Annotated in this window: 24 protein-coding genes, 1 tRNA gene, 1 other RNA gene and 2 pseudogenes; 13 read left to right on the top strand and 15 right to left on the bottom strand. The window is 65.1% G+C overall.

Features of this window, described 5'->3' with window-relative positions; translation table 11 throughout:
* Complete coding sequence (locus M1D93_RS11330) at positions 1–291, top strand: hypothetical protein (protein ID WP_461171654.1); 291 nt, start codon at positions 1–3, stop codon at positions 289–291.
* Positions 292–491: 200 nt separating this feature from the next.
* Here M1D93_RS11330 and M1D93_RS11325 read toward each other — a convergent pair whose 3' ends face one another.
* Entirely contained in the window at positions 492–1217 is a 726-nt protein-coding gene (locus M1D93_RS11325; RefSeq protein ID WP_461171653.1) for a FadR/GntR family transcriptional regulator, read from the bottom strand.
* A gap of 201 nt (positions 1218–1418) precedes the next feature.
* On the opposite strand from M1D93_RS11325, the gene gndA reads away from it, so the two are divergent.
* The gene (gndA, locus tag M1D93_RS11320; protein ID WP_461171652.1) at positions 1419–2855 is read left to right on the top strand and encodes an NADP-dependent phosphogluconate dehydrogenase; all 1437 of its coding nucleotides are present in this window, start codon (positions 1419–1421) and stop codon (positions 2853–2855) included.
* Positions 2856–2950: 95 nt separating this feature from the next.
* Here gndA and epsC read toward each other — a convergent pair whose 3' ends face one another.
* The 3 genes from epsC to msrA all read right to left on the bottom strand — a co-directional run bounded on the left by epsC (position 2951) and on the right by msrA (position 5102).
* Positions 2951–3535, bottom strand: coding sequence for a serine O-acetyltransferase EpsC (gene epsC, locus M1D93_RS11315; RefSeq protein WP_461171651.1), 585 nt, complete (start codon positions 3533–3535; stop codon positions 2951–2953).
* 40 nt (positions 3536–3575) lie between these two features.
* Positions 3576–4511, bottom strand: a complete 936-nt coding sequence (gene cysK, locus M1D93_RS11310) for a cysteine synthase A (protein ID WP_461171650.1) — start codon at positions 4509–4511, stop codon at positions 3576–3578.
* A 66-nt stretch (positions 4512–4577) separates the two neighbouring features.
* Positions 4578–5102, bottom strand: a complete 525-nt coding sequence (msrA, locus tag M1D93_RS11305; RefSeq protein WP_461171649.1) for a peptide-methionine (S)-S-oxide reductase MsrA — start codon at positions 5100–5102, stop codon at positions 4578–4580.
* A 101-nt stretch (positions 5103–5203) separates the two neighbouring features.
* Here msrA and M1D93_RS11300 point away from each other — a divergent pair, with 101 nt between their 5' ends.
* Complete coding sequence (locus M1D93_RS11300) at positions 5204–6127, top strand: Nif3-like dinuclear metal center hexameric protein (protein WP_461171648.1); 924 nt, start codon at positions 5204–5206, stop codon at positions 6125–6127.
* A gap of 102 nt (positions 6128–6229) precedes the next feature.
* Positions 6230–6967, top strand: coding sequence for a zinc ribbon domain-containing protein (locus tag M1D93_RS11295; RefSeq protein WP_461171647.1), 738 nt, complete (start codon positions 6230–6232; stop codon positions 6965–6967).
* Between the two features lie 80 nt (positions 6968–7047).
* Here M1D93_RS11295 and M1D93_RS11290 read toward each other — a convergent pair whose 3' ends face one another.
* Positions 7048–7812: a YaaA family protein gene (locus M1D93_RS11290; RefSeq protein WP_461171646.1), complete on the bottom strand. Its 765-nt coding sequence runs from the start codon at positions 7810–7812 to the stop codon at positions 7048–7050.
* A 56-nt stretch (positions 7813–7868) separates the two neighbouring features.
* Here M1D93_RS11290 and rnpB point away from each other — a divergent pair.
* An RNA gene (gene rnpB, locus M1D93_RS11285) (RNase P RNA component class A) lies at positions 7869–8260 on the top strand.
* Between the two features lie 16 nt (positions 8261–8276).
* On the opposite strand, the gene M1D93_RS11280 is transcribed toward rnpB, so the two are convergent.
* Positions 8277–9428 carry an acyltransferase family protein gene (locus M1D93_RS11280; protein ID WP_461171645.1) on the bottom strand — a complete coding sequence of 384 codons (1152 nt, stop codon included), beginning with the start codon at positions 9426–9428 and terminating at the stop codon, positions 8277–8279.
* 286 nt (positions 9429–9714) lie between these two features.
* Here M1D93_RS11280 and M1D93_RS11275 point away from each other — a divergent pair, with 286 nt between their 5' ends.
* The 4 genes from M1D93_RS11275 to M1D93_RS11260 all read left to right on the top strand — a co-directional run bounded on the left by M1D93_RS11275 (position 9715) and on the right by M1D93_RS11260 (position 13083).
* Positions 9715–10140 carry a TspO/MBR family protein gene (locus M1D93_RS11275; protein WP_461171644.1) on the top strand — a complete coding sequence of 142 codons (426 nt, stop codon included), beginning with the start codon at positions 9715–9717 and terminating at the stop codon, positions 10138–10140.
* Positions 10141–10442: 302 nt separating this feature from the next.
* The gene (locus M1D93_RS11270) at positions 10443–11885 is read left to right on the top strand and encodes a glyceraldehyde-3-phosphate dehydrogenase (RefSeq protein WP_461174998.1); all 1443 of its coding nucleotides are present in this window, start codon (positions 10443–10445) and stop codon (positions 11883–11885) included.
* 76 nt (positions 11886–11961) lie between these two features.
* Positions 11962–12171 (top strand): hypothetical protein, encoded by a 210-nt coding sequence (locus tag M1D93_RS11265; protein ID WP_461171643.1) that lies wholly within the window; start codon positions 11962–11964, stop codon positions 12169–12171.
* Between the two features lie 114 nt (positions 12172–12285).
* Complete coding sequence (locus M1D93_RS11260) at positions 12286–13083, top strand: HNH endonuclease family protein (protein ID WP_461171642.1); 798 nt, start codon at positions 12286–12288, stop codon at positions 13081–13083.
* Between the two features lie 108 nt (positions 13084–13191).
* On the opposite strand, the gene def is transcribed toward M1D93_RS11260, so the two are convergent.
* The 3 genes from def to orn form a co-directional block, all read right to left on the bottom strand.
* A complete protein-coding gene (def, locus tag M1D93_RS11255; protein WP_461171641.1) occupies positions 13192–13764 on the bottom strand; it encodes a peptide deformylase in 573 nt (190 codons plus the stop codon).
* 100 nt (positions 13765–13864) lie between these two features.
* Positions 13865–13937, bottom strand: a tRNA-His gene (locus M1D93_RS11250).
* A gap of 129 nt (positions 13938–14066) precedes the next feature.
* Positions 14067–14696, bottom strand: coding sequence for an oligoribonuclease (gene orn / locus M1D93_RS11245; protein ID WP_430225594.1), 630 nt, complete (start codon positions 14694–14696; stop codon positions 14067–14069).
* A gap of 168 nt (positions 14697–14864) precedes the next feature.
* Here orn and mptB point away from each other — a divergent pair, with 168 nt between their 5' ends.
* A complete protein-coding gene (mptB, locus tag M1D93_RS11240) occupies positions 14865–16421 on the top strand; it encodes a polyprenol phosphomannose-dependent alpha 1,6 mannosyltransferase MptB (protein WP_461171640.1) in 1557 nt (518 codons plus the stop codon).
* Between the two features lie 60 nt (positions 16422–16481).
* On the opposite strand, the pseudogene M1D93_RS11235 reads toward mptB, so the two are convergent.
* The 4 genes and pseudogenes from M1D93_RS11235 to M1D93_RS11220 all read right to left on the bottom strand — a co-directional run.
* A pseudogene (locus M1D93_RS11235) lies at positions 16482–16583 on the bottom strand (DNA alkylation repair protein); the annotation flags it as partial.
* A 130-nt stretch (positions 16584–16713) separates the two neighbouring features.
* Positions 16714–16890, bottom strand: a pseudogene (locus M1D93_RS11230) (DNA alkylation repair protein); the annotation flags it as partial.
* A gap of 94 nt (positions 16891–16984) precedes the next feature.
* Complete coding sequence (locus tag M1D93_RS11225) at positions 16985–17722, bottom strand: alpha/beta hydrolase (protein WP_461171639.1); 738 nt, start codon at positions 17720–17722, stop codon at positions 16985–16987.
* Between the two features lie 2 nt (positions 17723–17724).
* Entirely contained in the window at positions 17725–18879 is a 1155-nt protein-coding gene (locus M1D93_RS11220) for a LacI family DNA-binding transcriptional regulator (protein WP_461171638.1), read from the bottom strand.
* Positions 18880–19051: 172 nt separating this feature from the next.
* Here M1D93_RS11220 and M1D93_RS11215 point away from each other — a divergent pair, with 172 nt between their 5' ends.
* The 3 genes from M1D93_RS11215 to M1D93_RS11205 are packed head-to-tail and all read left to right on the top strand — an operon-like array spanning position 19052 to position 22289.
* The gene (locus M1D93_RS11215) at positions 19052–20221 is read left to right on the top strand and encodes a Gfo/Idh/MocA family protein (protein WP_461171637.1); all 1170 of its coding nucleotides are present in this window, start codon (positions 19052–19054) and stop codon (positions 20219–20221) included.
* A complete protein-coding gene (locus M1D93_RS11210) occupies positions 20221–21435 on the top strand; it encodes a dihydrodipicolinate synthase family protein (protein ID WP_461171636.1) in 1215 nt (404 codons plus the stop codon). The genes M1D93_RS11215 and M1D93_RS11210 overlap by 1 nt, the downstream gene beginning before the upstream one ends.
* On the top strand, positions 21432–22289 hold the full coding sequence (locus M1D93_RS11205; protein ID WP_461171635.1) for a sugar phosphate isomerase/epimerase family protein: 858 nt from the start codon (positions 21432–21434) through the stop codon (positions 22287–22289). The genes M1D93_RS11210 and M1D93_RS11205 overlap by 4 nt, the downstream gene beginning before the upstream one ends.
* 121 nt (positions 22290–22410) lie before the next feature.
* Here M1D93_RS11205 and xylB read toward each other — a convergent pair whose 3' ends face one another.
* Together xylB and xylA are read right to left on the bottom strand one after the other, a co-directional pair.
* On the bottom strand, positions 22411–23829 hold the full coding sequence (xylB, locus tag M1D93_RS11200; RefSeq protein WP_461171634.1) for a xylulokinase: 1419 nt from the start codon (positions 23827–23829) through the stop codon (positions 22411–22413).
* Between the two features lie 2 nt (positions 23830–23831).
* The gene (gene xylA, locus M1D93_RS11195; protein WP_461171633.1) at positions 23832–25019 is read right to left on the bottom strand and encodes a xylose isomerase; all 1188 of its coding nucleotides are present in this window, start codon (positions 25017–25019) and stop codon (positions 23832–23834) included.
* Between the last annotated feature and the right edge of the window lie 137 nt (positions 25020–25156).

Here is a 25156-nt window from a genome sequence, read left to right as displayed (position 1 = left end):
ATGGAACACGTGATGGTGCGGACGGGAATCAATGGAAGGCCGACGGCGCTGGTCAGCAACGGCCGGGAATGGACTGTGGGTGCCGAACCGGTCCGCTGGTTCGAGCGGGTCAACTGGTGGGAAGTCAACCGAAGGATGCCGAAGGGCCTCAGCCGGGTGGACGTCGAGGTCCTGCAGGTACAGGTGAGGCTCGGTGGGAACAGCGCCTCCGCGTTGACCACCATGCTGCTGGAAAGGGACGGCGTGGGCGGCGGGTGGCGCCTGCGCGAAGCAGTTGCGGACGCCGCCTGATATGCGGTCCCGGGCGCACCTGGGCATTGGAAAACCCTCCACCGCGACTATTGGGGGATGCCGCGGTGGAGGGCCTGAGATGAATATACCGTGAAGTCCCCGAAACAAGAAGTTGTCAGCATTGCGTGTCGGAGGTGTTCTCCTGCGGCCGAACCGGAACAGGTCCGGCCTGGACGTAACGCCTGTTGCAGCGTTCCGCCCTAGCGGTGGACGGGAATGAAGACGCGGGGTTGTTCGGTCCAGGTATCCGACATCTGGGACATGGTCCGGCGCATGATCCGGTCCGAGGCATCACGTGCCGCCGGGGCATCTCCCCGGGCAATCGCCTCTGCAACGTCGACGTGCCACTGGAGGGCGGCCTCGTGCGGGTGATCGGGCATCAGGCCGTGGACGGTGCGCCCCGTCAGGGTCTCGGCCACCTGTCCCATCAGGTTGGCGAACATCTCGTTGCCCGAGCCGGAGAGCAGCAGGGAGTGGAACTGGATGTCCAGCTCCAGGAAGCGGGGCACCTCACCGTTGTGTCCGGCGTCGCGCATTGCGTAGGCGACGTCCACGAGTTCAAGCCGCAGCGGGGCGGGGGCGTTCTCGGCCGCCAGTTCCGCCGCTGCCGGCTCGACGGCGGCACGCAGCTCTGCGAGTGAGCGCAGCTGGGCGCCACGCGCGTCGCTGGCCAGGCGCCAGCGGATGACCTGCGGGTCGAACGGGTTCCAGCGGCTCGGCGGGAGGACCCGGATGCCGACCCGCTTGGTCGTTTCCACCAGGCCCAGGGACTGCAACACGCGGACGGCCTCGCGGATGACCGACCGGGACACCTTCAACTCATCCTCCAGCTGCTCCGCCAGCATTACGTGGCCAGCCGGCAGGCTGCCCGAGACGATGCGGGTGCCCAAATTCTCGATGGCACGGTGGTGCAAGCTGGTGGTCATGCTGCTAAGCCTAGTGCGGGCCCGTGCTCCGATTGCCTTTCGCCCTGGACGGGGAACGACACAAAAGGTTCCAATAGGTGGGCGTTACTTTCCTGTGACCGGATGAATATATATGCTTTATTCAGACCCTCGGTCTGCAACCGTGCTTCCGCGGAAAGGGAGCCGCTGCACATCCAACGCACAGTATGAATTGGAGTTTTGATGTCTGCACACATCGGTGTCACCGGCCTTGCGGTGATGGGAGCCAACCTGGCCCGCAACCTCGCGCGGAACGGTTTCACGGTCGCGCTGCACAACAGGTCGGTGGAAAAGACTGACGCCCTGCTGGCGAAGCACGGCTCGGACGGCGACTTCGTCCGGACCGAGACCCTGCAGGAGCTGGTGGACTCCCTGGAAAAGCCCCGCCGGGTCCTGATCATGGTGAAGGCGGGCAAGCCCGTTGACTCCGTCATCGAGCAGCTCGAACCGCTGCTGGAAGCCGGCGACATCATCATCGACGCCGGCAACTCCCACTACGAGGACACCCGCCGCCGTGAAGCCGCGCTGGCCAAGAAGGACCTGCACTTCGTGGGCGTCGGCGTGTCCGGCGGCGAGGAAGGCGCACTCAACGGCCCCTCCATCATGCCCGGCGGTTCCAAGGAGTCCTACAAGGCCCTCGGACCGCTGCTGGAAAAGATCTCCGCCAAGGTTGACGGCGAACCGTGCTGCGCCTGGGTGGGAACCGACGGCGCCGGCCACTTTGTGAAGATGGTCCACAACGGCATCGAGTACGCCGACATGCAGGTCATCGGCGAAGCGTTCGACCTGCTGCGCTCCGGTGCGGGCATCGAGCCTGCCGAGCAGTCCAAGATCTTCTCCGAGTGGAACAAGGGCGAGCTCTCCTCCTTCCTGATCGAAATCTCGGCAGAGGTCCTGGGGCACGTTGACGCCAAGACCGGCAAGCCGTTCGTGGACGTGGTGGTGGACGCCGCCGGCCAGAAGGGCACCGGCCGCTGGACAGTCATCTCCGCATTGGAACTGGGCTCCCCGGTCTCCGGCATCGCCGAATCCGTGTTCGCCCGGGCCCTGTCGTCACAGGCAGGCCAGCGGAAGCTGGGCCAGGAGCTCCTGGCCGGCAACGAGGCTTCGGTGGAAATTCCGGAGACGTTCGTCGAGGACGTCCGCCAGGCACTGTACGCCTCCAAGCTGGTTTCCTATGCCCAGGGCATGGACATGCTGACGTCCGCTGCCAAGGAATACGGCTGGGACCTGAAGCTGGACGAAATCGCCTCCCTGTGGCGCGCCGGCTGCATTATCCGTGCCGAGCTGCTCAAGGACATCACCAAGGCTTACGCAGCCGACGAGAAGCCCGCCAACCTGCTGTTTGCACCGGCCTTCACCAAGGCCATCGCCGAGGCTGTTCCGGCTTGGCGCCGCGTTGTTGCCACCGCCGTCCAGCTGGGTATCCCGGTGCCGGTGTTCTCCTCGTCGCTTGCCTACTACGACGGCCTGCGCCGCAAACGCGTTGCTGCCGCCCTGATCCAGGGCCAGCGCGATCTCTTCGGTGCCCACACTTACGGGCGCGTAGATGCGGAAGGCACGTTCCACACCCTCTGGGGCGAGGACAAGTCCGAGATTGAGGCAGTGGACACCCACTAGTTCCGCAGAACGCCGAATGGCCCGTAGCTCCAGGAACAAACCAGGAGCTGCGGGCCATTTGTTCAGGTCAGCAGGGCGTCAACGCGCGGTGAGCGTCAGAGATGGTATTCGATCTCGTATTCCGCGGGGTCCACGGCGGGCTTGGTCTCCCGCTGCGCGTCCCGGTGGCGCCATTTGGCAGGAACGCCGGTGACGATCGATTCCGGCGGCGCGTCCTTCACCACCACCGCGTTGGCGCCTACCGCACTGTCGCGGCCGATGGTGATTGGTCCGAGGATCTTGGCGCCGGCGCCAATGGTCACACGGTCCCCGATGGTGGGATGTCGTTTGATTCTGGCCAGGGAGCGGCCGCCGAGCGTGACGCCGTGGTACATCATCACGTCCTCACCGATTTCCGCAGTTTCACCGATCACCACGCCCATGCCGTGGTCGATGAAGAACCGGCGGCCGATCGTGGCGCCGGGGTGGATCTCGATGCCGGTCATGAACCTGCCCAGCTGGGAGACCAGCCGCGCCGGGAAGCGCAGGGCCGGGTTCTGCCAGAGGCGGTGCGTCAGGCGGTGGATCCAGATGGCGTGCAGGCCGGAATAAGCGAAAAAGTTCTCGAAAGAGCCTCGAGCCGCCGGGTCGTGGGACCGGGCGGCGTCGAGGTCTTCCTTTAGTCTTGCGAAAAAGCCCACAAAGTTCTTTCTACAGGAAACGGGCGGCTGGCGGTTCTAATCAGCCCCGGATGTCGTCATAGAGCACCGTGGAGATGTAACGCTCGCCGAAGTCGCAGACTACGGCCACGATCAGCTTGCCCGCGTTTTCCGGGCGCTTTGCCAGTTCCAGGGCGCCCCAGACGATGGCGCCGGAGGAGATGCCGCCCAGGATGCCTTCTTTGACGCCGAGCTCGCGGGCTACGCGGACAGAGTCCTCCAGCGTGGCATCCAGGACTTCGTCGTAGACGTTGGTGTCCAGGATTTCGGGAACGAAGTTTGCCCCGATGCCCTGGATCTTGTGCGGGCCGGGTGCGCCGCCGTTGAGGATCGCGGAGTCCTTGGGCTCCACGGCCACAATCTGGACGTCGGGCTTGCGTTCCTTCAGGACCTGGCCAACACCGGTGACAGTGCCGCCGGTGCCCACGCCTGCGACGAATATGTCCACGGCACCGTCAGTGTCAGCCCAGATTTCTTCGGCGGTGGTGCTGCGGTGGATTTCGGGGTTTGCCTCGTTGGCGAACTGCTGGGCCCAGATGGAGTTCTCGGTGTTGGCCACAATCTCCTGGGCCTTTTCCACGGCGCCGCGCATACCCTCGGAGCCCGGCGTCAGGACGATCTCGGCCCCGAAGGCGCGCAGCATGACCCGGCGCTCGGTGGACATGGTCTCAGGCATGGTCAGGATGACCTTGTAGCCGCGGGCAGCACCAACCATGGCCAGGGCGATGCCGGTGTTGCCGGAGGTGCCTTCAACGATGGTCCCGCCGGGCTTGAGCGCGCCTGACTTCTCTGCTGCATCGACGATGGCCACACCGATGCGGTCCTTGACGCTGTTGGCCGGGTTGTAGAACTCGAGCTTGACGGCCACAGTGGCTTCCAGCCCCTCGCTGAGCCGGTTGAGCCTGACCAGCGGCGTGCCGCCCACCAGCTGTGTTACATCGTCATAGATCCGTGCCATGTACATACGCCTATCTCGTCAGGGGTGAAATACTGAGGTCAGCCTAACGAGGCCGCGTAACGCCCGCTAAGCGTTAAGCCACGCAGAGTAATATTTCCTGGCCTTGGCGAGCTTGGGGTTGATGATCACCTGGCAGTACCCCTGCTCCGGATGCTTGGCGTAGTAGTTCTGGTGGAATTCTTCAGCCACGTAAAACCAGGGGAGCCGGCTGACCTCGGTCACGATGGGGTTCGCCCACAAGGTCTGGTTCCGTTCGATGGCTTCCTCGAACAGGATCTTCTCCTCCGTGGTCTCGTAGAACATGGACGAGCGGTACTGGGTGCCGACGTCGTACCCCTGCCGGTTGAGCGTTGTGGGATCGTGCAGGGCGAAGAACATGTCCAGGATGACCTCCGCCGGAATCACGTCCTCGTCAAAGGTCACCGCCACCACCTCGGCGTGGCCGGTGGTGCCATTGCAGACCGAGTAGTAGTCCGGGTGGGGATCGTGGCCCCCGGTGTAGCCGGACACCACCGAGGTGACGCCCTTAGTCTGCTGGTAGACGGCGTCGAGGCACCAGAAGCAGCCTCCGCCTAAAACAAAAGTTTTCATGACCTCTTCAATGGTTGGCGGCTCCGGATGATTCCCCGGCCATTTTGAAGCGCCGCTTCCAACATGGGGTCTCGGCGGCGTGATGGGGTAAAACTAAGACTATGGAACCTGTGGACACAGACGTTACCGGCCAGGAACATCACGACGGCGACGCCCCTTCCGGCGAGGAGGCAACAGCCGGCCAGCCGGAGGCGCCCACCCTGGGTGAGCTGCTCCTGGCAGTGGAGGAACTGTGGCCGGAGTCCCTGGCCGAGAACTGGGACGAGGTCGGGCTGGTGGCAGGGCACCCCTCCGCTCCGGTGACCCGGGTGATGTTTGCTGTCGATCCCACGCTCGAGGTTATTAAGGAGGCGGTGGAATGGGACGCAGACCTGCTGATCACGCATCATCCGCTGCTCCTGAAGGGTGTCACCACAGTCGCCGCCACCACCCCCAAGGGCCGGGCGGTGCACCGGCTTATTGAGTCGGGCACGGCCCTCCTGACCGTTCACACCAACGGTGATTCCGCCGTCGGGGGCGTGTCCGACGTGCTCGCCGACGCCTTGGGCCTGCAGGACGTCGCCCCGCTCACTGTGGCAGCCAACGGCCTCCCGGAAGAGGGAATCGGGCGCGTAGGCGACTTGGCCGATGCCATGACCCTTGGTGATTTCGCAGCGCGTGTCTTTGGCGTACTGCCCTCCGTGGCGGGGGGAGTGCGCGTCTCCGGGGACAAGGACGGCCTGGTGCGGCGGATTGCCGTCTGCGGCGGTGCCGGCGATTCCCTGTTCAACGAGGTGCGCGCCAGCAATGCAGACGTCTATGTCACTGCTGACCTTCGCCACCACCCGGCGTCCGAAGCCCGCGAAGCGGCGCTGAACGGCAGGCCCTACCTGGTGGACGTGTCCCACTTCGCCAGCGAGTGGCTTTGGCTGCCGGCAGCCGCCGCAGCGCTGGGCAACGTCCTCGCCGACCAGGGACACGACGTTGAGATCCGGGTCAGCACCACCAACAGCGATCCCTGGGACTTCATCCTGACGCCGGGCTGAGCCTGACCTAGGGAGAGGCAGGGGAGCAGGCCAGGCGCTAGAGTCTAGGAAGCGCCGTTCAGGTGCCCGGCTCCGGCCGGAAGTGATACAGCGGAGGTAACAGTGGCGAAGGCAGCACCGGCGGAACAGTTGAAGTTGCTTGAGCTGCAGGGGCTGGACGCCAGGCTGAAGTCTCTCGCCAACCGCCGCCGCTCGCTGGAGAACGATCCCAGGATCAAGGATCTCGAAGCCGCCCTGTCCGTCGCCAACGGCGAGCTGGGCGCCGCGAAGGTGGCCGTGCACGATGCCGAAGCCGAACTGAAGCGCGCCGAGGCGGACGTGGAGCAGGTTGCCTCCCGTATCGAGCGGGATGAGGCAAGGCTGAACAGCGGAACCGGGCTGTCCAAGGACCTTGTTGCCCTGCAGAAGGACATCGCCTCCCTGAACAAGAGGCGCTCTGACCTGGAGGACGTGGAGCTCGAGGTCATGGAACGGCTCGATTCGCTCCGGGCCAAGCAGGCTCAGCAGCAGGGGATTGTGGACGACATCCAGGGATCCTTCGGCAGCATCCGGGCCGAGCTTGACGCAGCCCTGGCCGAAGTGGAGGCGGAAGCCAGCGGGCTCCGCAGCCAGCGTGCAGAGTTTGCCGCCGCCCTCGACGGCGGAATGCTGACCGTGTATGAAAAAACCCTGGCGAAGCGGGGAGTAGGCGCCGCGAGGCTGTTCCACGGAACATCCGAGGCATCGGGAATGAAATTGAGCCCCGGCGACCTCGCCGAGATCAAGGCTGCGGCCGCGGATGACATCGTGTTCTGCCCGGACTCTGGCGCCATCCTGGTGCGCTCGGAAGAGTGGGCCTGACCCGACTGGGTAGCGCCAGGTGTCGTTTCGGAGCGTCATAACGACACTTAGCGCTACTTAGTTGGGGAGTGGCGGGCGAATCAGCCCGGCAGGATGATGTTCAGCGCGTGCGGCTTCCGTGCCGAACCCGCCACGAGTTCGGCCTCCCACTTTTCACGGCTGGCCTTCAGCAGCTGCTCGGGCGACTCCGGTGCCTTGCCCCGCCGGGCCAGGAGATGCCGTGCCAGCTCACCGCGGGTGTGCTTCGCAAAGTGGCTGACAACCTTCCGCACCCCGTTGACCTCGGTGAAGACGTTCACGGTGACTGTCTGGACGGCCGGCGGCGCCCATGCGGCCGCATAGGTGCTGGACCGGCAGTCCACCAGCAGGTGCCCGGAAACGGCAGCGGCCAGGGCATCTGCCAGTTGCGGTTTCCAGAATGAGGCGAGCCGTCCGACGTCGGGCAGCGCCGTCCCCATGGACAGGCGGTACGCGGGCACACTGTCGCCGAACCGGATGGCACCCCAAAGCGCTGAAATGACGAGGACTGACTCATCCGCCTTGCGGCGCTGGCCGGCAGTAAGTGTCCTGTAGCCCAGGGCGTCGTAGAGCACCCCTGAGTAAATCTGGTGCGCCGGAGCCGCCGGTTCAGCGTGGAGCCGGGTGTTGCGGTCGACGTCGTCCTGCAGGGATGCCCCAACCCCCAGCAGGGCGAGGGCGTCCTCATGTGCACTCACGGTACCCAGCGCGTCCAGCACTTTTGCCCGGTAGGGGTTCAGCTGCGGGAAGGCCAGGGAAGGCCAGTCGACGGCGGATCCACGGACCGCGGGTGTCTTGCCTTCAGAGGGGGGAAGCAGAATCAGCACCGTCCGATCCTACCGGCCGAGGGAAAGCGGTTCGGCGCCGGTAGACTGGACCCGGATGGGTTGACCAGGCGGCCGCGCGTCACGCAAGTGGCTCGAGGAACGTCCGGGCTCCGCAGAGCAGGGTGGTGGGTAACGCCCACTCGGGGTAACCCGCAGGCCAGTGCCACAGAAAACAGACCGCCTGGGTCGCGCCGGTTTGAAAGCGGCACGAAACAGGTAAGGGTGAAACGGTGGTGTAAGAGACCACCAGCTTCCCGGGTGACCGGGAAGGCTAGGTAAACCCCACCCGGAGCAAGGCCAGACAGGGTACGTTTGAGGGCTGCTCGCCCGAGTGCCCGGGTAGGCCGCTGGAGGGCGCCGGCAACGGCGTTCGTAGATGGATGGCCGCTACTCCCGCACCGGCAACGGGGCGGGAGCACAGAACCCGGCGTATCGGTCAACCCATCCACTTAACCGCCTTCGTGTTAGAGAGAAGCCATCACGGGTGCAGCGTCCGGCTGCCTCGCCGGGCTCTCGGCAGCATGCGATCCTGGTGCCAGACTCCTCAGCAAGGCTTTCTTCAATCTCGAGGCAAAGCGGCGCTCGATCAGCCTGTGAATCAGCCAGGCCATGAGGAGTGAGGCAGCTGTGGCGACGGCTACGGAGGGCCACGTGCCTATGGCCTCGTGCAGGCTTCTGATGATCCACCAGCCCCACATCTCGTGCACTAGGTACAAGGGGTAGGTCAGTGATCCTGCCATGCTCATCCATGTCCACCCGGTGTGGCGTAGTGGTGTCGTTGTGATCAGAGCGACAACAGCCGCGAAGCACAGGATCAGCAGCCAGGTGACTCCAGGCGAAAGTTCGCGGCCAGTACTTTGCGACATACCCGGCAGGAAGGTATTCGCTGTTTGGTGGCAGGCAAGCACGACATTCACGGCTACGGCCAGCCACCGGACGATGTCGTGCCCGTGGGCGTGGATGAGGTACAGGCCCATTCCAAGGGCGAAAAGGGGTGAGTATTCGGGGATGAGCAGTGTCTTCAGCATGCCTGCCTCGGACTGGATAGACAGCATCCCCAGCAAAGGCCAGAGAAAGATGAACGCGAGAACTCTGCGCTGCGTCATGCCACGCCAGAGGAAGAATGCGATCGTCACATAGAACAGCAACTCGACCCAGAGGGTCCAAAAGACGCCGTCCAGAGACTTCACGCCGATCGACTGCTGCAGCATGGTCAGGTTCACCACCGCGTCAGTCCATGTGATCTTGTTCATCTCGCCCGGGCTTATTACCAGCAGGAGAAGTGCAGCGAGGATGACGGCGGCCCAATAGGCGGGGAACAGCCGCGAGATCCGGGACGCCGCGAACTGTCCCACGGTTCGACCGTAGGCGGACATAAGGATGACGAAGCCGCTGATGATGAAGAAGAGTTGGACCCCCAGCGCCCCATAAGCAGTTGCCACCGAAAGTGTAGGAAAGACATCCCGCGAAGGAGCGCCCCAAAAAAGAGACCCGAAAACTGCTGTGTAGTGGTACGCAACGACGCTGAATGCCGCTGCGAGCCGAAGGCAGTCAAGGAGTAGCAGCCGTGGACGTATCGGCGCCGATACGGAAGGGGCGGGCGGCGATGAAGACATGGGGCTACTTTCTCAGGGCGTTTGGAGCGTTGTGATCGTACCAGCCTGCCTCTCGGCAATGAGCAGCGACTGCGCCCTCATCTTCACCGGGTCCGTTCCCGGGTCGCGCCCGGCCAAACCATCCAGCTAACCGGTTTGACCTTGGAAGCTGTGTTGGGGATGCTGAATCGTGCCCTCTAATACTGATGGACAATCCGGGCCGGGGGCCGCCGTGCGGCCGGTTCCTTCCGGGGGCAGGCAAGTCGTCGCCCTGATAGGTTTCCTTGCCATTTCATATGCCGTCTGCATGCTCGCCTCCATCCCGATCATCCTCAACTCCAATGGCTGGTTTGCCGGCTCGGTCAAGGCCCCGTGGATGCCGGCAGGATGGATGTTCCGCGCCGCCTGGCTTTCGCTGTACGCCGGGATCGCCGTGGCCGGTTGGCTGGTCTGGCGGACCGGAGCGCTGGCCGGGTCCCTTGCCCGCATGTATGTCTTCCAGCTCCTGCTCAACCTTGCCTGGCCCATAACGTTTTTTGGTATGTACCCCATGCTCGGGGCAGCCGCCTTGTGGATGGCTCTCGGGGTTATCGGAGCGTTGGCTTTGGTCCTGGGCCTCCTCATTCTGCGGTTCGGGCCCGTCAACACCGCTGCCGGGCTGCTGGTTCTGCCCTACTTCTCCTGGGTGGTCTTCTCCGCCAGCCTCAACCTCTACTCCGCCATCCATAACTAAGGCGGCGCCAAAAGCGCCGCCGGAAGACCCGGGTGTGAGTGATTTCACGCGGCTCGGGCCGCCCCGGGGCAGTCTGCCAAATTAGAATGGATACCGGACGCAGGAGTTCTTCCGCCGGAGTTGCGTTCGCAGCCGGCGGTTTTCTTTTGCACACGATCCAGGCACCTGGGGGACAATCCCCGCAGGTGCCGGTGCCCCTGGACACCATCAGGTGGCCGACATCCGTGTACGAGGACGTACGCGGCTGAACCGAGGAAGGTATTTCTGTGAGCCAGACGTCAGATTCTTGTCTTGATACGTGGATGGGCCGGGAGGCCCTCGCCGAGGCCATGATTCCGGTGATTGGCCGGCTTTACCGCGAGAACAACGTGGTGACGAGCATCCATGGCCGGAGCCTGATCAACAAGTCCACCATGAACATCCTCAAGGCGCACCGCTTTGCGCGCAGGATGAGCAAGGATGAGCTGCTGCTGGAGGAAACCGCTCCGCTTCTGAACACCCTGGCGGGGCTGGAGCTCGGTGCGGCGGCGATCGATATTGCCCGGCTGAACCAGAAGTTCAAGGAAGAGGGCGGCGACGCCACGCTGGAGGAATTCCTCCGTGAGGAACTCGCCGAGATCGTGGGCAAGCGCGGCGGTGACGACCGCACCAGCACCGACGTCGTGCTGTACGGCTTCGGCCGCATCGGACGGCTCCTGGCCCGCCTCCTGATCGAAAAGGCAGGCGGCGGCCACGGCCTGCGCCTGCGCGCCATCGTAGTCCGCAGGGGCTCCGACAACGACCTGTCCAAGCGCGCCAGCCTGCTGCGCCGCGACTCGGTGCACGGTTCCTTCGAGGGCACCATCCGCGTTGACGAGGCAGCCAACACCATCACCGCCAACGGCGTACAGGTGCAGGTCATCTACTCGGACAACCCGGCCACCATCGACTACACCGCCTACGGCATCAACAACGCACTGGTGGTGGACAACACCGGCCGCTGGCGTGACGCCGAAGGCCTGTCCCAGCACCTGCAGAGCAGGGGTGTGGCACGGGTGCTGCTGACCGCCCCGGGCAAGGGCGAGCTGAAGAACATTGTCCACGGCATCAACCACCGCACCATCGAAGACACCGACCAGATCGTGTCCGCGGCCTCCTGCACCACCAACGCCATCACCCCGGTCCTGAAGGCCATCAACGACAAGTTCGGCGTGGTCCACGGCCACGTCGAGACGGTCCACTCCTTCACCAACGACCAGAACCTGATTGACAACTTCCACAAGGGCGACCGCCGTGGCCGTTCGGCAGCGCTGAACATGGTGATCACTGAAACCGGAGCAGCCAAGGCCGTGGCCAAGGCCCTGCCCGAACTGCTCGGCAAGCTCACTGGCAGCTCCATCCGCGTCCCCACCCCGGACGTTTCTCTGGCCATCCTGAACCTGAGCCTGGAAAACGGAACCACCAAGGACGAGGTCAACGAATACCTGCGGGAAATGTCGCTGCACTCGGACCTGCGCAAGCAGATCGACTACATCGACTCACCCGAGGTGGTCTCCACGGACTTCGTTGGCTCCCGCCGTGCGGGCATCGTTGACGGTCTCGCCACGATCTCCAACGAAAAGAACCTGGTGCTCTACGTCTGGTACGACAACGAGTTCGGCTACAGCTGCCAGGTGGTCCGCGTCATGGAGGAAATGGCCGGTGTTAACCCGCCGTCCTTCCCGGCCAAGGAATCGGCCGCAGCCCTGGCCGCAATTTCCGTCTGATCCACCCCCACCGGCCAATCTCGATTTCCCGGCTGGCTCTCTGGAATCAGCCGGGAAACGGGACCACACTTGTGCCATGGATAAAGATTCGACGCTCCAGCACGAAACTACCCTGGAACACGCACTGGATGTGGCAAAGGCCAACCACAAAGAGGCTGTCCGCTTGCTTGAAGGCGCCCGCGCCGCCCATGCAGCGGGCGACGTCGGCGAGGACCGGGTGCGGCAGCTTGAGGGACTCCTGGCCATCGCCGAGGAGGACCTCCGGCGGGTGATGCGGGAGCAGTAGCTTTTGCTGGTGTGACCTTTCACTCGCCCTCCACAATGTGGATATCGGCGGGGATGGCAGCCTGCTGTCCTAGGCTCTTCTGGTGCAGAAACGTACCGGAAGGGCAGGAACCCCATGACCGTGAGCTGGTCCGCCTACCGACGTGCCCGCCGTCGTTCCCGCCAGGCATGGGGAGTACTCGCAGTTGCTGCCCTCTCGGCGCTGGCGGCCCTGTTCTGGTTCTTCACCGCCGGCCAGTTTGCCGTAGCGGAGCCCGCCGCTTCCGGGCCCACAGAAGCTCCCGTCTTTGACCCCGGCTGGATGAAGCCGGTTGTGCCGGTGCATCCGGTGCCCCCAGGAACGGCCCTCTCGGCACTGGAAGGACTGGCCGTGAAGGGACGCGCCGCCAAGGACAGCTACAGCCGGGAGGCTTTCGGCCAAGCCTGGCAGGACGTTGACCGCAACGGCTGCGATACCCGCAACGACATCCTGCGGCGGGACCTTACGGATGTGGTCTTTATGGAAGGGTCCAAGTGCCGTGTTGCAGCCGGCTCCCTCCATGAACCGTACATCGGACAGTTCGTGGACTTCCGCCGGGGCTCCGAAAGCAGCCGGGCCGTCCAGATAGACCATGTAGTTCCCTTGGCGGACGCCTGGCAGAAAGGTGCCCAGGGGCTGACGGCAGGGGAGCGCCAAAGCCTTGCCAACGATCCCCTGAACCTCATTGCAGCAGACGGGCCGGCCAACCAGCAGAAAAGTGCCGGCGATGCCGCCACATGGCTTCCCAAAAACAAGTCAATCCGGTGCCACTACGTGGCCCGCCAGATCTCCGTCAAGGCAGCTTACGGCCTGTGGGTCACCGAGGCGGAAAAGGATGCCATGAAGCGGGTGCTGGGCTCCTGCCCGGACCAGCAGACTGTGGCAGCCCGCTGAACCCGCACACTGCCCGCTGAACCCCGCGCTGCCTTCTGAACCCGCACACTGCCTTCTGAACCCGCGCTCTGCCCGCCGGGGCACCAGGGCGGCGGCCCGCCGTCGGGCCTAATGGCCGAATGGGTCCGGGTCCACGCCCGGCATCCAGGTCAGCCCGGGAACGCCCCAGCCGTTTTTCTTGACCTGCTTCATGGCCTTGCGGGCGTAGCGGTCCAGCAAGCGGTTGACGTAGAGCTTGCCGTCGAGGTGGTCGTATTCATGCTGCATAACGCGGGCGAACCAGCCCGTCGCCTCGAACTTGACCGGCTGCCCATAGCCGTCAAAGCCCTCCACGCGCGCCCACTCGGCGCGCTTGAGCGGGTACTGCCCGCTGGGGAAGGACAGACACCCTTCCTCTTCCTCGTCGGGGTCGGGGACTGCCCCGGAGATTTTGGACAGCGTGAGGACCGGGTTGACCAGCACACCGGTGGGGGGAGCGCCGTCATCATTGGCGAATTTGTAGACGAAGATCCTCTTGCCCACCCCAATCTGGGGGGCCGCAAGGCCCACGCCGTTGGCTGCGTCGTTCGTTTCGAACATGTCGGCAATAAGGGTACGCAGTTCGTCGTCGAAAACTTCCACCTCGGCTGCCCTGCGGTGCAGCACGGGCTCTCCCCAGATGGTGATTGGCAGAACAGTCATCCCACGGTCCTTCGGCGGTATCTTGTGCAAAAGAAAGGAGGCCGCACCGGATATCCGGTGCAGCCTCCTTTTGGGACGGCTGTAAGTACCATCCTGTGAGGGTGAGCTACGGGGGTTGAACCCGCGACCTCCTGGACCACAACCAGGCGCTCTGCCAACTGAGCTAAGCCCACCATGCGCCCTGCAGATTTACCGGCGAACCGGCTCCCTGGAAAGGCAACTCAAATAGCTTACCTGCTCGCCGAGGGTGCTTTGTCCACTTTTGCCGATTTCATTGAAATTTCCTGCAAACGTGGCGCAGATTACGCTTCCGGCTGCTGGGGATCGCCGGCAGCGGTGATGCGCTTCGCGATCTGCTGTGCCGTGGCGCTGTCCGGTCCGGGCGGCGGCACGAAAACGGCCTCCCGGTAGTAGCGGAGTTCATCGATTGAATCTTTGATGTCCCCCAGGGCGCGGTGGCCGCCCTTCTTTGCCGGCGACTGGAAGTAGGCCCTGGCGAACCAGCGGCGGGAGAGTTCCTTGATGGTGCTGACGTCAATGACGCGGTAATGCAGGTGCTCCACGACGGACGGCATGTCGCGGGAAAGGAAGACGCGGTCGGTGCCTACCGAGTTGCCTCCCAGGGGTGCCTTCCGGGGGTCCGGTACCCATTTTTCGATGTACTCCATAACGGCCGCCTCGGCCGCGGCCATGGTGGTGCCGTGGGGGAGTTCTTTGAGCAGCCCGGATTTGGTGTGCATGTCCCGGACGAAGTCGTTCATCTGGGCCAGGGCCGCGTCGTCGGGTTTGATCACTACGTCCACCCCGTCACCAAGGATGTTCAGCTCGGAGTCCGTGACCAGGGCCGCCACCTCGATCAAGGCGTCATTCTTGATGTCCAGACCGGTCATTTCGCAGTCGATCCAGACGATTCGTTCGTTAGATATAGGCACCGGACCAGCCTACCGTTACACCTCCCGGCCGCCTGCCGGTGCTAGGATTTCGGGTACACGGCGGGACCACTTGCTGTCGTTGTAACCCGCCCCGGCCGGCCATGTAGCCCGCGGGGCAGAACCGCGCCAAGCCAAGAGCGCAAACCCAAGAGATTGGACGATCCTGACATGACGGCGCCTGTGCCCGCAGCGGGGGAGCTGACGGCCGTGGACACTGCCGCAGCAGTGGGGGCCGACGTCGACAATCCCCGTTCACCGCTCCTGGCCGGATTCGTGGGCTCAATGTTAATGCTGGTCGGGTCCTTGGGAGTGGGTTGGCTCGCCCCCGTTTCGGAGCTTCGGCGGATGCCGCTGTTCATTTGGATGCGTGCAGAAGCAGCAGGGGTGGCCCTGTCCATTGTTCTGCTGGCGGTTGGCGGGATGCTCCTGGTGCGCGCCTGGCTCCGGCTGGGCCAGCGCGTCCGGGTGTGGGGAGAAGAAGCCCGCAAGGCGACCCTGATGGCAGTGGTCGCCTGGGGGCTGCCCATGATGTTCACCGTGCCGCTGTTCAGCCGCGACGTCTACGCCTACATCGGCCAGGGCCGCCTGATGGTGGAGGGCTTCAACCCGTACGAGAACGGCATTTCCGCGTTATCCAACTACTTCCAGCTCGGTGCGGACAAGATGTGGACCGAGGCCCCTGTTCCGTACGGACAGCTGTTCCTGTGGATTGAGCAGTTCATCGTGTGGGTCACCAACGTCCAGCCTGAAACCAGTGTGATGCTGTTCCGGCTGGTGGCCGTGGCCGGAGTGGTCCTCTGCGTGATCTATGTTCCCAAGCTTGCCGAACTGCACGGCGTCAATCCCCACCGGGCCCTCTGGCTCACAGTCGCCAACCCCCTCTTCCTCACCAACTTCATCGCCAGCGTCCATAATGACGCGCTCATGATCGGGCTGGCGCTGGCCGGCCTTTACTACGCGGCCACCCGCCGCGTGGTCCGGGGCATCGTCCTGGTGACACTCTCGATCGCCGTCAAACCCATCACCATTGTTTTCCTGCCCTTCATCGGACTGCTGTGGGCGGGGAAAAACGCAGGCTGGCTCCGAAAATTCGCCTATTGGGGGCTGACCGCAGGACTGAGCCTCGGGATCCTGGCCCTGATGAGCCTCGTGAACGGTTTCGGCTTCGGCTGGATCAACGGGCTCTCGGCTCCGGGGAGCATCTTCATCTGGTACGCGCCGGTGGGGCTGATCGGAATGGTGGTGGCCTCCCTGGGCAACTCGTTCGGGCTGGACGGGTGGGTCCTCGCGGATTGGGTGTTCGACGCCGGGAAGCTGCTGGCAGTGGGCATCGTCGCCTGGCAGATCTTCCGCGGTGAGCACGACCGCCTGATCCGTCGGCTGACTCTCGCCTTCGCAGCCATAGTCTTCCTGGCGCCGATGATCCAGTCCTGGTACGTGGTGTGGCTCATTCCGCTGTTTGCCGTCACGGGCATCCGCAACGACTGGCAGGTCAAGGCCCTCTACTTTGTGGTCTCGTTCTTTATGATTTACGCGATTTCGGACCAGCTGGAGGTTTTCCCTTACCTTCAGACCGCGGACCTGGGCTTGGCGCTTGCCCTGGCGCGCGTCGCCGCTGCCGTGACCGGCCTGCTGTTCGGCCTCTACCTGATCTTCTGGGATCCCCGCACCCGAAGCCTCTTCCGGAAGAGTCCCGATCCGGTGGTGGAACGCCCCGTCATCTAGGCTTTCCTGATGAAAAAACTCGGGGTGGGCCAGGTTCGCCTCGATGACCCGGCACAAAAGTTCGGGACCGGTATCGGCTTTGGCTTTCAGCTGGGCCGTGATCGAAGCCCGCCTGATCCAGAAGTCCGGGTCCGTGCTCCAGCGCAGAATTACCGCTGACATTTCTGCACGCTGTGCCTGCAGCAGGGAGCAGAGCCGGCCGGCACACCGTCGGCGAAGTCCCACCAGGCCCCGTGCGGATAATCTCCTCGTAAACCGGGAGCATCTGCAGGTCCGCAGCCACCAGCTTGCCGCCGGTCAGGTCGATATCCGCATAACGTTCCTCGCGGAACTCCGCGTTGCGCCACAATTCCAATACGGTGGCTCGCTGCTCGCGGGCCGACTCGAACGGATACCGCGCGGCTGCCGCCGCCGTCAGCCGGCGCACATCCGGAACCCGTACGCCCAGGAACGGCATGGGTGATTTCATGTGCGCCTGCGCACCGGCAGCACGCACCGGATCCGCCGCTTCACGGAGCCCGGCGCGGATGGCACCAAGCACTTCCCGGTTGACCATGCGGGGATCAGGAGGGGCGGGTCCACCCGGCCCGGCCCAGCCAGCCCGCACACAGCGAGCTCCACTGATCGGGCCCGGGCTCGCCGTCGGCAAGGCCCAACCCATGGCGTCCGTGCGGAAAAACGTGCAGCTCAGCGGGCACGCCGGCGCTGAGCAGGGCACCTGCGTAGCCCAGGCTGTGGCTCACCGGTACGGCAGCGTCGTCGGCGGTGTGCCACAGGAACGCAGGCGGCGTTTCACGGGTGACCTGCTGTTCCGCTGACAGCTCCGCGAGGATGTCCGACGGCGGCGCGTCGCCGAGGAGGTTCTCCACCGAACCCTGGTGCACGTCCCGGGTGTAGGAAACCACCGGGTAGCACAGGACCGTGAGGTCGGGAACGGCCGCGGGAACGTCGAGGTCGGCGCTGCCGGTAGCCACCGCTGTGGAGAGCGTTGCCGCAAGGTGTCCGCCGGCGGAAAACCCGAGTACGCCTACGCGTTCACCGTCGACAGCGAGCCCGTGTGCGCCGTCCCGGATGTGAAGCATGGCCTGCTTGGCATCCTCCAGCGGCGCCGGGTGCCGGTCGGGGGCCACCCGGTACCGCAGGACAAAGGCGTGAATGCCCAGCCCGGCGAGCCAGTCAGCAACAGGCTCCGCTTCATGGTCGGCCTGCCGGGCGTAGCCGCCTCCGGGGAGGACAAGGACTGCGGGCCGGTCGCCGGCGGCGCTGCTACGGGACGAGACAACTGTGAGTCGGGGCGCCACGGTCAGGCAGCCGTCTCGGTGCTGCGGCGCAGCGTCACTTCGCCCGTGATCGGATGCGGCCCCACGCCGTCGGCTCCTGCATTGTCTGCCCGGCCCGCTTCGGCGCCGCTGGATTCCGCTCCGCCGGATTCAGGTTCTTCTCCCGCGGCAGCAGCTGCCGGAGCCGTGGCACGGGTGGCGAGGCGCCCGATCTCTTCGAGCGGCAGGCGGACCGTGGAGAGCGCCGGGCGGAAATCGCGGAGTGTTTCGATGTCGTCGAATCCGGCGATGATGGCGTCGCGGGGGATGCGAAGCCCCTCTGAACGGAGTGCAGCCGCAGCGCCGATGGCCATCACGTCATTGACGGCAAAGATGCAGATCTTCCTGCCGCCCGGCGCATCCGCGTCCCCCGCCTGCCGTGCTTTGATCAGCCCGGCGAGCTTGAGGCCGGCCTCGTAGCCGCCCGCCCGGTTGAAGGCAGTCCGCAGGATGTCCGCAGGTTCACGTCCCGCGGCCGCCAGGCCCGCCTGGAAACCACGCACCCGGTCATCCGAGGTGAAAAGCCCCTCAGGTCCGCCGATGATCACAAAGTCACCTTCCCAGCCCGAGGCGAGTTTGCCCGCCAGCGCTGCGGCGAGCTCCTCGTTGGGCACTGCCACGACGTGGTAGCCCTCCTTGACCGTTGCGCCGACTACCGGGTGGCCGATTACCGCTACCCGGCCGCCGTTGCGGCAGTACCTGTCCAGTTCGGCAGCAAGTTCGGCATTGCCCTCCCGGTTTTCCGGCTGGGACGAGCGGGAGCCCGCAATCACGATGGAATCGGCGCGGCGCGCTGCGAAAGCTGCCACCGCCTCCTTCTCCTCTGCCGGCGCTCCGCCGGTGGTGGCCAGCAGCACCATTTTGCGCTGCTCCCGTGCTGCTTCCTGCACGCCCCTGGCAATGGCGGCGAAGTAAGGATCGGCGATGTCGTGGACGATCAGGCCGATCAGGCCGGAGCTGGATTTCGCCAGGCCCTGTGCCTGCGCATTGGGGATGTAGCCCAGGGAATCAGCAGCCTGCCGGACCCTGTCCGCGATGTCCGGGCCGGGCTTGCGCGCGGAACCGTTGAGGACGCGCGAGGCGGTGGCCGGCGACACTCCGGCCAGCCGTGCCACCTCGGTAAGGGTACTTGCAGCCACAGCAACTCCTGGTGGGCTATAAAGGGACAGTAAGCGTGCTCACATTATGGCAGTTTCAAACCCTTTCCGGAAAGCGCTTGCCAATACCTCCGCCCAGGTGCATCATGGATGTAGTGGGAATGCGCTTTCCCAATCAGCTTGAGTACTACTGCTCACTCACCGTGGAGGACACATGGGCTTCGAAACAAAAACGATCCGCATCGCCATGAACGGCATCACCGGCCGCATGGGCTACCGCCAGCACCTGCTGCGCTCCATCCTCCCGATCCGGGACGCCGGCGGCTTCACCCTGGAGGACGGCACGCGCGTCCAGGTTGAGCCCATCCTGGTGGGCCGCAATGAAGCCAAGATCCGTGAGCTGGCCGAAAAGCACAAGGTCTCCGAATGGAGCACCGACCTCGAAGCCGTGATCAACGATCCCACCGTCGACATCGTTTTTGACGCCTCCATGACCAGCCTCCGCGCTGCCACCCTCAAGAAGGCCATGCTCGCCGGAAAGCACATCTTCACCGAGAAGCCCACGGCCGAGACCCTTGAGGAAGCCATCGAACTGGCCCGCATCGGCAAGGAAGCCGGCGTGACGGCGGGCGTGGTCCACGACAAGCTGTACCTCCCCGGCCTGGTCAAGCTCCGCCGCCTGGTGGACGAAGGCTTCTTCGGCCGCATCCTTTCCATCCGTGGCGAATTCGGCTACTGGGTCTTTGAAGGCGACGTCCAGGCAGCGCAGCGCCCGTCCTGGAACTACCGCAAGGAAGACGGCGGCGGAATGACCACGGACATGTTCTGCCACTGGAACTACGTCCTTGAAGGCATCATCGGCAAGGTCAAGAGCGTCAACGCCAAGACCGCCACCCACATCCCCGCACGCTGGGACGAAGCCGGCAAGGAGTACAAGGCCACCGCCGATGACGCCTCCTACGGCATCTTCGAACTCGAGACCCCCGCCGGCGACCCGGTCATCGGACAGATCAACTCCTCCTGGGCGGTCCGCGTCTACCGGGACGAGCTCGTGGAATTCCAGATCGACGGCACCCATGGCTCCGCCGTCGCAGGCCTGAACAAGTGCGTTGCCCAGCAGCGTGCGCACACCCCCAAGCCGGTCTGGAACCCGGACCTGCCCGTCACGGAATCCTTCCGCGACCAGTGGCAGGAAGTCCCCGCCAACGCCGAGCTGGACAACGGCTTCAAGCTGCAGTGGGAAGAGTTCCTCCGCGACGTCGTCGCCGGCCGCGAACACCGCTTTGGCCTGCTGTCCGCCGCCCGCGGTGTCCAGCTCGCGGAGCTCGGCCTGCAGTCCAACGACGAACGCCGCACCATCGACATCCCGGAGATCACGCTCTAATGACCTCACTCATCCTTCCCTCCCACGACGGCGGCACCAGGGAATACCGGCTGCAGGGCGCTGTGTCCTGGGCGCGTCCCGCCGCCCCGCTGACAGCCCGCCGCGCCTACGCCGCAGCCCATGTCATCCCCGAGGTCCTGGCCGACAACACCCCCGGCGCGCCGGCCCGGCTGGACTGGGAAGCCACCATGGCCTACCGCCACGAGCTGTGGTCCTACGGCCTGGGCGTTGCCGATGCCATGGACACCGCCCAGCGCGGCATGGGCCTGGACTGGGCCGCCACCCAGCAGCTCATCAAGCGCACCGGAGTCGAGGCCGCCTCGGTGGTCTCGTCCGGCAGCGCGGCCACGGCCGGCAAGTCCGTCCGGGACCTCGTGTCCTGCGGAGCCGGCACCGACCAGCTGGACATCGATTCCCTGCCCGTCGGCGAAGCAGGACTCAAGGCCGTCCTTGAGGCGTACCGCGAGCAGATTGCCGTGATCAGCGAGGCCGGACCCAAGGTCATCATCATGGCCTCGCGTGCCCTGGCCAAGGTTGCCGGCGGCCCCGAGGACTACCTGAAGGTGTACTCCACCCTGCTGCAGGAAGTGGACCAGCCGGTCATCCTGCACTGGCTCGGCACCATGTTCGATCCCGCCCTCGCCGGCTACTGGGGTTCGGATGATGTCGCGACGGCCACCGACACTTTCCTCGGGCTCATCAAGGACAACGCGGCGAAGGTGGACGGCGTCAAAGTCTCCCTGCTCGACGCCAGCCACGAGGTAGCCCTCCGCGCCGCGCTCCCCGAAGGCGTCCGCCTCTACACCGGCGACGACTTCAACTACCCCGAACTGATCGACGGCGACGGCACCCACCACTCCGACGCCCTCCTGGGCATCTTCGCCGCCATCTACCCGGCAGCTTCAGTGGCCCTGCAGAACTACGAGGCCGGCAACGCCGCCAAGGCACGGGAAATCCTGGACTCCACCCGGGAACTCGGCAAGCACATCTTCAGCGCCCCCACGTTCTACTACAAGACTGGGATCGCGTTTATGTCCTGGCTCAACGGCAAGCAGCAGGGCTTCCAGATGGTGGGCGGCCTGCACTCCGGCCGGTCCGTGTGCCACCTCGCCAAGACGTTTGAACTGGCAGACCAGGCCGGACTGCTGCGGGACCCGGCGCTCGCCGCTTTCCGGATGTCCGACTACCTGCGCATTAACGGGGTGGGAGCATGACAATGAACTCAGAATCTTCCACTTTCTCCCGCCTCGCCATCAACAGCGCCACCACCAAGAAGTGGACCCTTGCCCAGGTTGTCGAGGGCTGCGTCAACGCCGGGATCCCGTCCATCGGGCCCTGGCGGGACCGGGTGGAGGAGGCCGGCCTGGACAAGGCGGCCCGCCTGATCAAGGACGCCGGCCTGCGCGTCTCGTCCCTGTGCCGCGGCGGATTCCTCACCGCTGCCGACCCGGATGGGCAGGCCGCCGCACTGGCCGACAACCGCGCCGCCATCCTGGAAGCTGTGGCCCTGGGCACCAAGGAACTGTTCCTTGTTGTCGGCGGGCTGGCGCCGGGGGAGAAGGACGTGGTGGCCGCGCGCCGGCGCGTCGCGGACCGCCTCGCCGACCTCGCTCCGTTCGCCGAGGAAAACGGGGTCCGCCTGGTCCTGGAGCCGCTGCACCCGATGTACGCGGCGGACCGTGCCCTGATCTCCACGCTGGGACAGGCCCTGGACCTCGCAGCGCCGTTCGATGCCTCAACGGTGGGTGTCGCCGTCGATACGTTCCATGTCTGGTGGGATCCCGAGCTCAAAGCCCAGATCGAACGTGCCGGCCGGGAGAACCGCATCGCCTCCTACCAGGTCTGCGATTTCAACATGCCCATCGCCGCCGATCCCCTGCTGTCCCGTGGATACATGGGCGACGGCGTCGTTGACTTTGCCACCATCGGCACCTGGGTACGGGATGCTGGCTACACCGGTGACATCGAAGTGGAAATTTTCAATCAGGACATCTGGGACACGGACGGCAACACCGTCCTGGCCACAGTGAAGGAGCGTTACGCGGAGCTTGTCCTCCCGTACGCCTGACACACTCTGGATGTCCTGTCCAGACCGCGGGCTCCTGCTACGTCACGGCAGGAGCCTGCGCCCCACCCCAAAAGGCCCCGGACCGCATCGCGCGGTCCGGGGCCTTTTGCTTGGAGGATCCCTAGGCGTACAACGAGGCGCACCTGCGGTAGCGGGCCAGCACCCCGCCGTCGTCCTGCCCTGCGGGGAGGTCGACGGCGTCGAGCGCCCATTGCGGAAACTGCCCCGTGAGTGCCGCAGCGGCCTGGCGCGCGGCGCCGTCGGCTACGTATTCCCCGGGACGCGGCACGGTGACCTCGATTCCCAGCAGCTGCGCTGCCGCCTCCTGCACGGCCGCGGACTGTGCCCCGCCGCCCACCAGGATGATCCGCCTGGCCTCGACTCCCTGCTGTTGAAGGGCCGCCAGCCCGTCCGCGAGCGAACACACCACGCCCTCGACGGCGGCGCGCGCAAGGTTCGCCGCGGTGTAGTTGTGACGGTTAATCCCGTGCAGGGAACCTGTGGCATCGGGCAGGTTTGGCGTGCGCTCGCCGTCAAAATAGGGCACAAGGGTCAAGCCCCCGGCACCGCTTTCGGCGGAGAGCGCCAGCTCGGTGAACTCCGGCAGGCTGACGTCCAGCAGGGCTGCGGTGGCATCAAAAACCCGGGTGGCGTTGAGCGTGCACACCAGCGGCAGGTAATTCCCGGCGGCGTCGGCGAACCCTGCCACCAGCCCGGACGAATCGGCCGCGGGTGTACCGGACACGGCAAAGACCGTTCCGGACGTGCCCAGCGACATCACCACATCGCCTACGCCGGCACCAACGCCCAGCGCCGCTGCGGCGTTATCCCCGGCGCCTGCGGCCACGAGGGCGCCGGCGGGAGTCTTGCCCGCGACGTCCAGCGGGCCCAGCACTTCGGGCAGCAGCGGGACGTGCCCCAGTGACGACTCCAGGACTTCTGGAAGGTACCGGCCCGCCGCCGTCGAATAATAACCCGTACCGGAGGCGTCCGACCGGTCCGTGGTCAGTGCCTTCAGGCTTCCCGGTCCGCTGCCCTCGCCGTAGCCCAGAAGCCGCCAGGTCAGCCAGTCGTGCGGCAGGCAGACCGCCGCAACCTTCGCCGCGTTCTCCGGCTCATTCTTGGCCAGCCAGTGCAGCTTCGTGAGCGTCAGCGACGCTACCGGGACGGTGCCTGTGGCACCGGCCCAGTAGCTGGCGCCGGCGGCAGGGTCGCCGTCACCGGCCGTCTTGATCAGGTCAGCGGCGGCGCCGGCACTCCGGGTGTCATTCCAGAGGAGCGCAGGCCGGATCACCCGGCCGTCGCTGTCCAGGCAGACCATCCCGTGCTGCTGGCCCCCGACGGAAACCGCGGCCACGTCGTCCAGTCCGCCGGCCTTTGTGATCGCCTCCTGCAGGGCTGCCCACCAGTGGTCCGGGTGGACTTCGGTGCCCTCCGGGTGGCTGGCCCTGCCTTCACGGACAAGTGCTCCGGTGTCCGCATCGCGGATCACCACTTTGCAGGACTGGGTGGAGCTGTCGATGCCTGCTACGAGTGCCATGGTCAGCGTGCGTTGAGGAGGTGTTCGATGGCGAGTTGGTTGAGGCGGACGAAGGCGAAGGAGCGTTCGGCTGCTTTGTCGGCGTCGAAGTCCTCAAAGGCGGTGGTGTCGTTGAGGAGGTCGGTGGCGGTTTCGCCTGCTGTGAGGGTGGTTTGGCCGAGTTCGAAGACGCCGGAGGCGGTGAGGGCTTCCTGGACCTGGGGGTCGGCGCGGAAGGCCAGGGCGCGTTCTTTCAGGAGCAGGTACATGTTCATGTTGGCTTTGGCGGATTCCCAGACGCCGTCGTAGCCGTCGGTGCGGGAGGGTTTGTAGTCGAAGTGCCGGGGGCCGTCGTAGCGGGGGCCGCCGTTGGGGAAGCCGTTTTCGAGCAGGTCCACGGTGAAGAACGCGCTGGTGAGGTCGCCGTGGCCGAAGACGAGGTCCTGGTCGTATTTGATGCCGCGCTGGCCGTTGAGGTCGATGTGGAACAGCTTGCCGGCCCAGAGGGCCTGGGCGATGCCGTGGGTGAAGTTCAGCCCGGCCATCTGCTCGTGCCCGGTTTCGGGGTTCAGTCCCACGATGTCGCCGTGGTCGAGCTGGGCGATGAACGCCAGGCCGTGCCCGACGGTGGGCAGGAAAATATCGCCGCGGGGTTCGTTGGGCTTGGGCTCCAGCGCGATTCGGAGGTTGTAGCCCTTGTCCTTGATGTAGGCGGCGGCGGTGTCCACGCCCTCGCGCATCCGGTCCAGGGCCGCGGAAAGGTCCTTGGACCCGTCGTATTCGCTGCCCTCGCGCCCGCCCCACATGACAAAGGTTTCGGCGCCGAAGTCGGCGGCGGAATCGATGTTGCGCAGGACCTTGGCCAGGGCAAAGCGGCGGATGGAACGGTCGTTGGAGGTGAACCCGCCGTCCTTGAACACCGGGTGGCTGAAGAGGTTGGTGGTCACCATCGGGACCTTCAGACCGGTCTCGGCCAGGGCCGCCTTGAAGTTTTTCAGGATCAGCTCCCGCTCCGAGGCCGTGGCCTCAAACGGGACCAGGTCATTGTCATGGAAGGTGATGCCGTACGCGCCCAGCTCGGCGAGCCGGTGCACCGCCTCCACCGGATCCAGCGCCGCACGGGTAGCAACACCGAACGGGTCAGCACCGGTCCAGCCAACAGTCCAAAGACCAAAAGTGAACTTCTCAGCGGGGGTCGGGGAAAGAGTCATGATGCGTCCTTGCAGTAGTGTATCGCCGTCGGTCCGGCGAGTTAGTTCAGGGTTTGAACTATATAAGCGTGATTACGCTAAGGTCAATAGCAAGGGGAACGCAATTCACGGTCCCGCATTGAGTACGAGGAGGCCGG

Source organism: Arthrobacter sp. Z1-9 (assembly GCF_054792695.1).
Note: the sequence above shows the minus strand (reverse complement) of the source record. Positions and strands in the feature narration are given on the sequence as shown.

Bases quoted from the DNA above. Each gene is read 5' to 3' on its own strand.
- M1D93_RS11330 (WP_461171654.1), top strand. From the start codon at position 1: ATGGAACACGTGATGGTGCGGACGGGAATCAATGGAAGGCCGACGGCG.
- M1D93_RS11325 (WP_461171653.1), bottom strand. From the start codon at position 1,217: ATGACCACCAGCTTGCACCACCGTGCCATCGAGAATTTGGGCACCCGC.
- gndA (WP_461171652.1), top strand. From the start codon at position 1,419: ATGTCTGCACACATCGGTGTCACCGGCCTTGCGGTGATGGGAGCCAAC.
- cysK (WP_461171650.1), bottom strand. From the start codon at position 4,511: ATGGCACGGATCTATGACGATGTAACACAGCTGGTGGGCGGCACGCCG.
- msrA (WP_461171649.1), bottom strand. From the start codon at position 5,102: ATGAAAACTTTTGTTTTAGGCGGAGGCTGCTTCTGGTGCCTCGACGCC.
- M1D93_RS11300 (WP_461171648.1), top strand. From the start codon at position 5,204: ATGGAACCTGTGGACACAGACGTTACCGGCCAGGAACATCACGACGGC.
- M1D93_RS11280 (WP_461171645.1), bottom strand. From the start codon at position 9,428: ATGTCTTCATCGCCGCCCGCCCCTTCCGTATCGGCGCCGATACGTCCA.
- M1D93_RS11275 (WP_461171644.1), top strand. From the start codon at position 9,715: ATGCTCGCCTCCATCCCGATCATCCTCAACTCCAATGGCTGGTTTGCC.
- M1D93_RS11270 (WP_461174998.1), top strand. From the start codon at position 10,443: ATGGGCCGGGAGGCCCTCGCCGAGGCCATGATTCCGGTGATTGGCCGG.
- M1D93_RS11265 (WP_461171643.1), top strand. From the start codon at position 11,962: ATGGATAAAGATTCGACGCTCCAGCACGAAACTACCCTGGAACACGCA.
- M1D93_RS11260 (WP_461171642.1), top strand. From the start codon at position 12,286: ATGACCGTGAGCTGGTCCGCCTACCGACGTGCCCGCCGTCGTTCCCGC.
- def (WP_461171641.1), bottom strand. From the start codon at position 13,764: ATGACTGTTCTGCCAATCACCATCTGGGGAGAGCCCGTGCTGCACCGC.
- mptB (WP_461171640.1), top strand. From the start codon at position 14,865: ATGACGGCGCCTGTGCCCGCAGCGGGGGAGCTGACGGCCGTGGACACT.
- M1D93_RS11215 (WP_461171637.1), top strand. From the start codon at position 19,052: ATGGGCTTCGAAACAAAAACGATCCGCATCGCCATGAACGGCATCACC.
- M1D93_RS11210 (WP_461171636.1), top strand. From the start codon at position 20,221: ATGACCTCACTCATCCTTCCCTCCCACGACGGCGGCACCAGGGAATAC.
- M1D93_RS11205 (WP_461171635.1), top strand. From the start codon at position 21,432: ATGACAATGAACTCAGAATCTTCCACTTTCTCCCGCCTCGCCATCAAC.
- xylB (WP_461171634.1), bottom strand. From the start codon at position 23,829: ATGGCACTCGTAGCAGGCATCGACAGCTCCACCCAGTCCTGCAAAGTG.
- xylA (WP_461171633.1), bottom strand. From the start codon at position 25,019: ATGACTCTTTCCCCGACCCCCGCTGAGAAGTTCACTTTTGGTCTTTGG.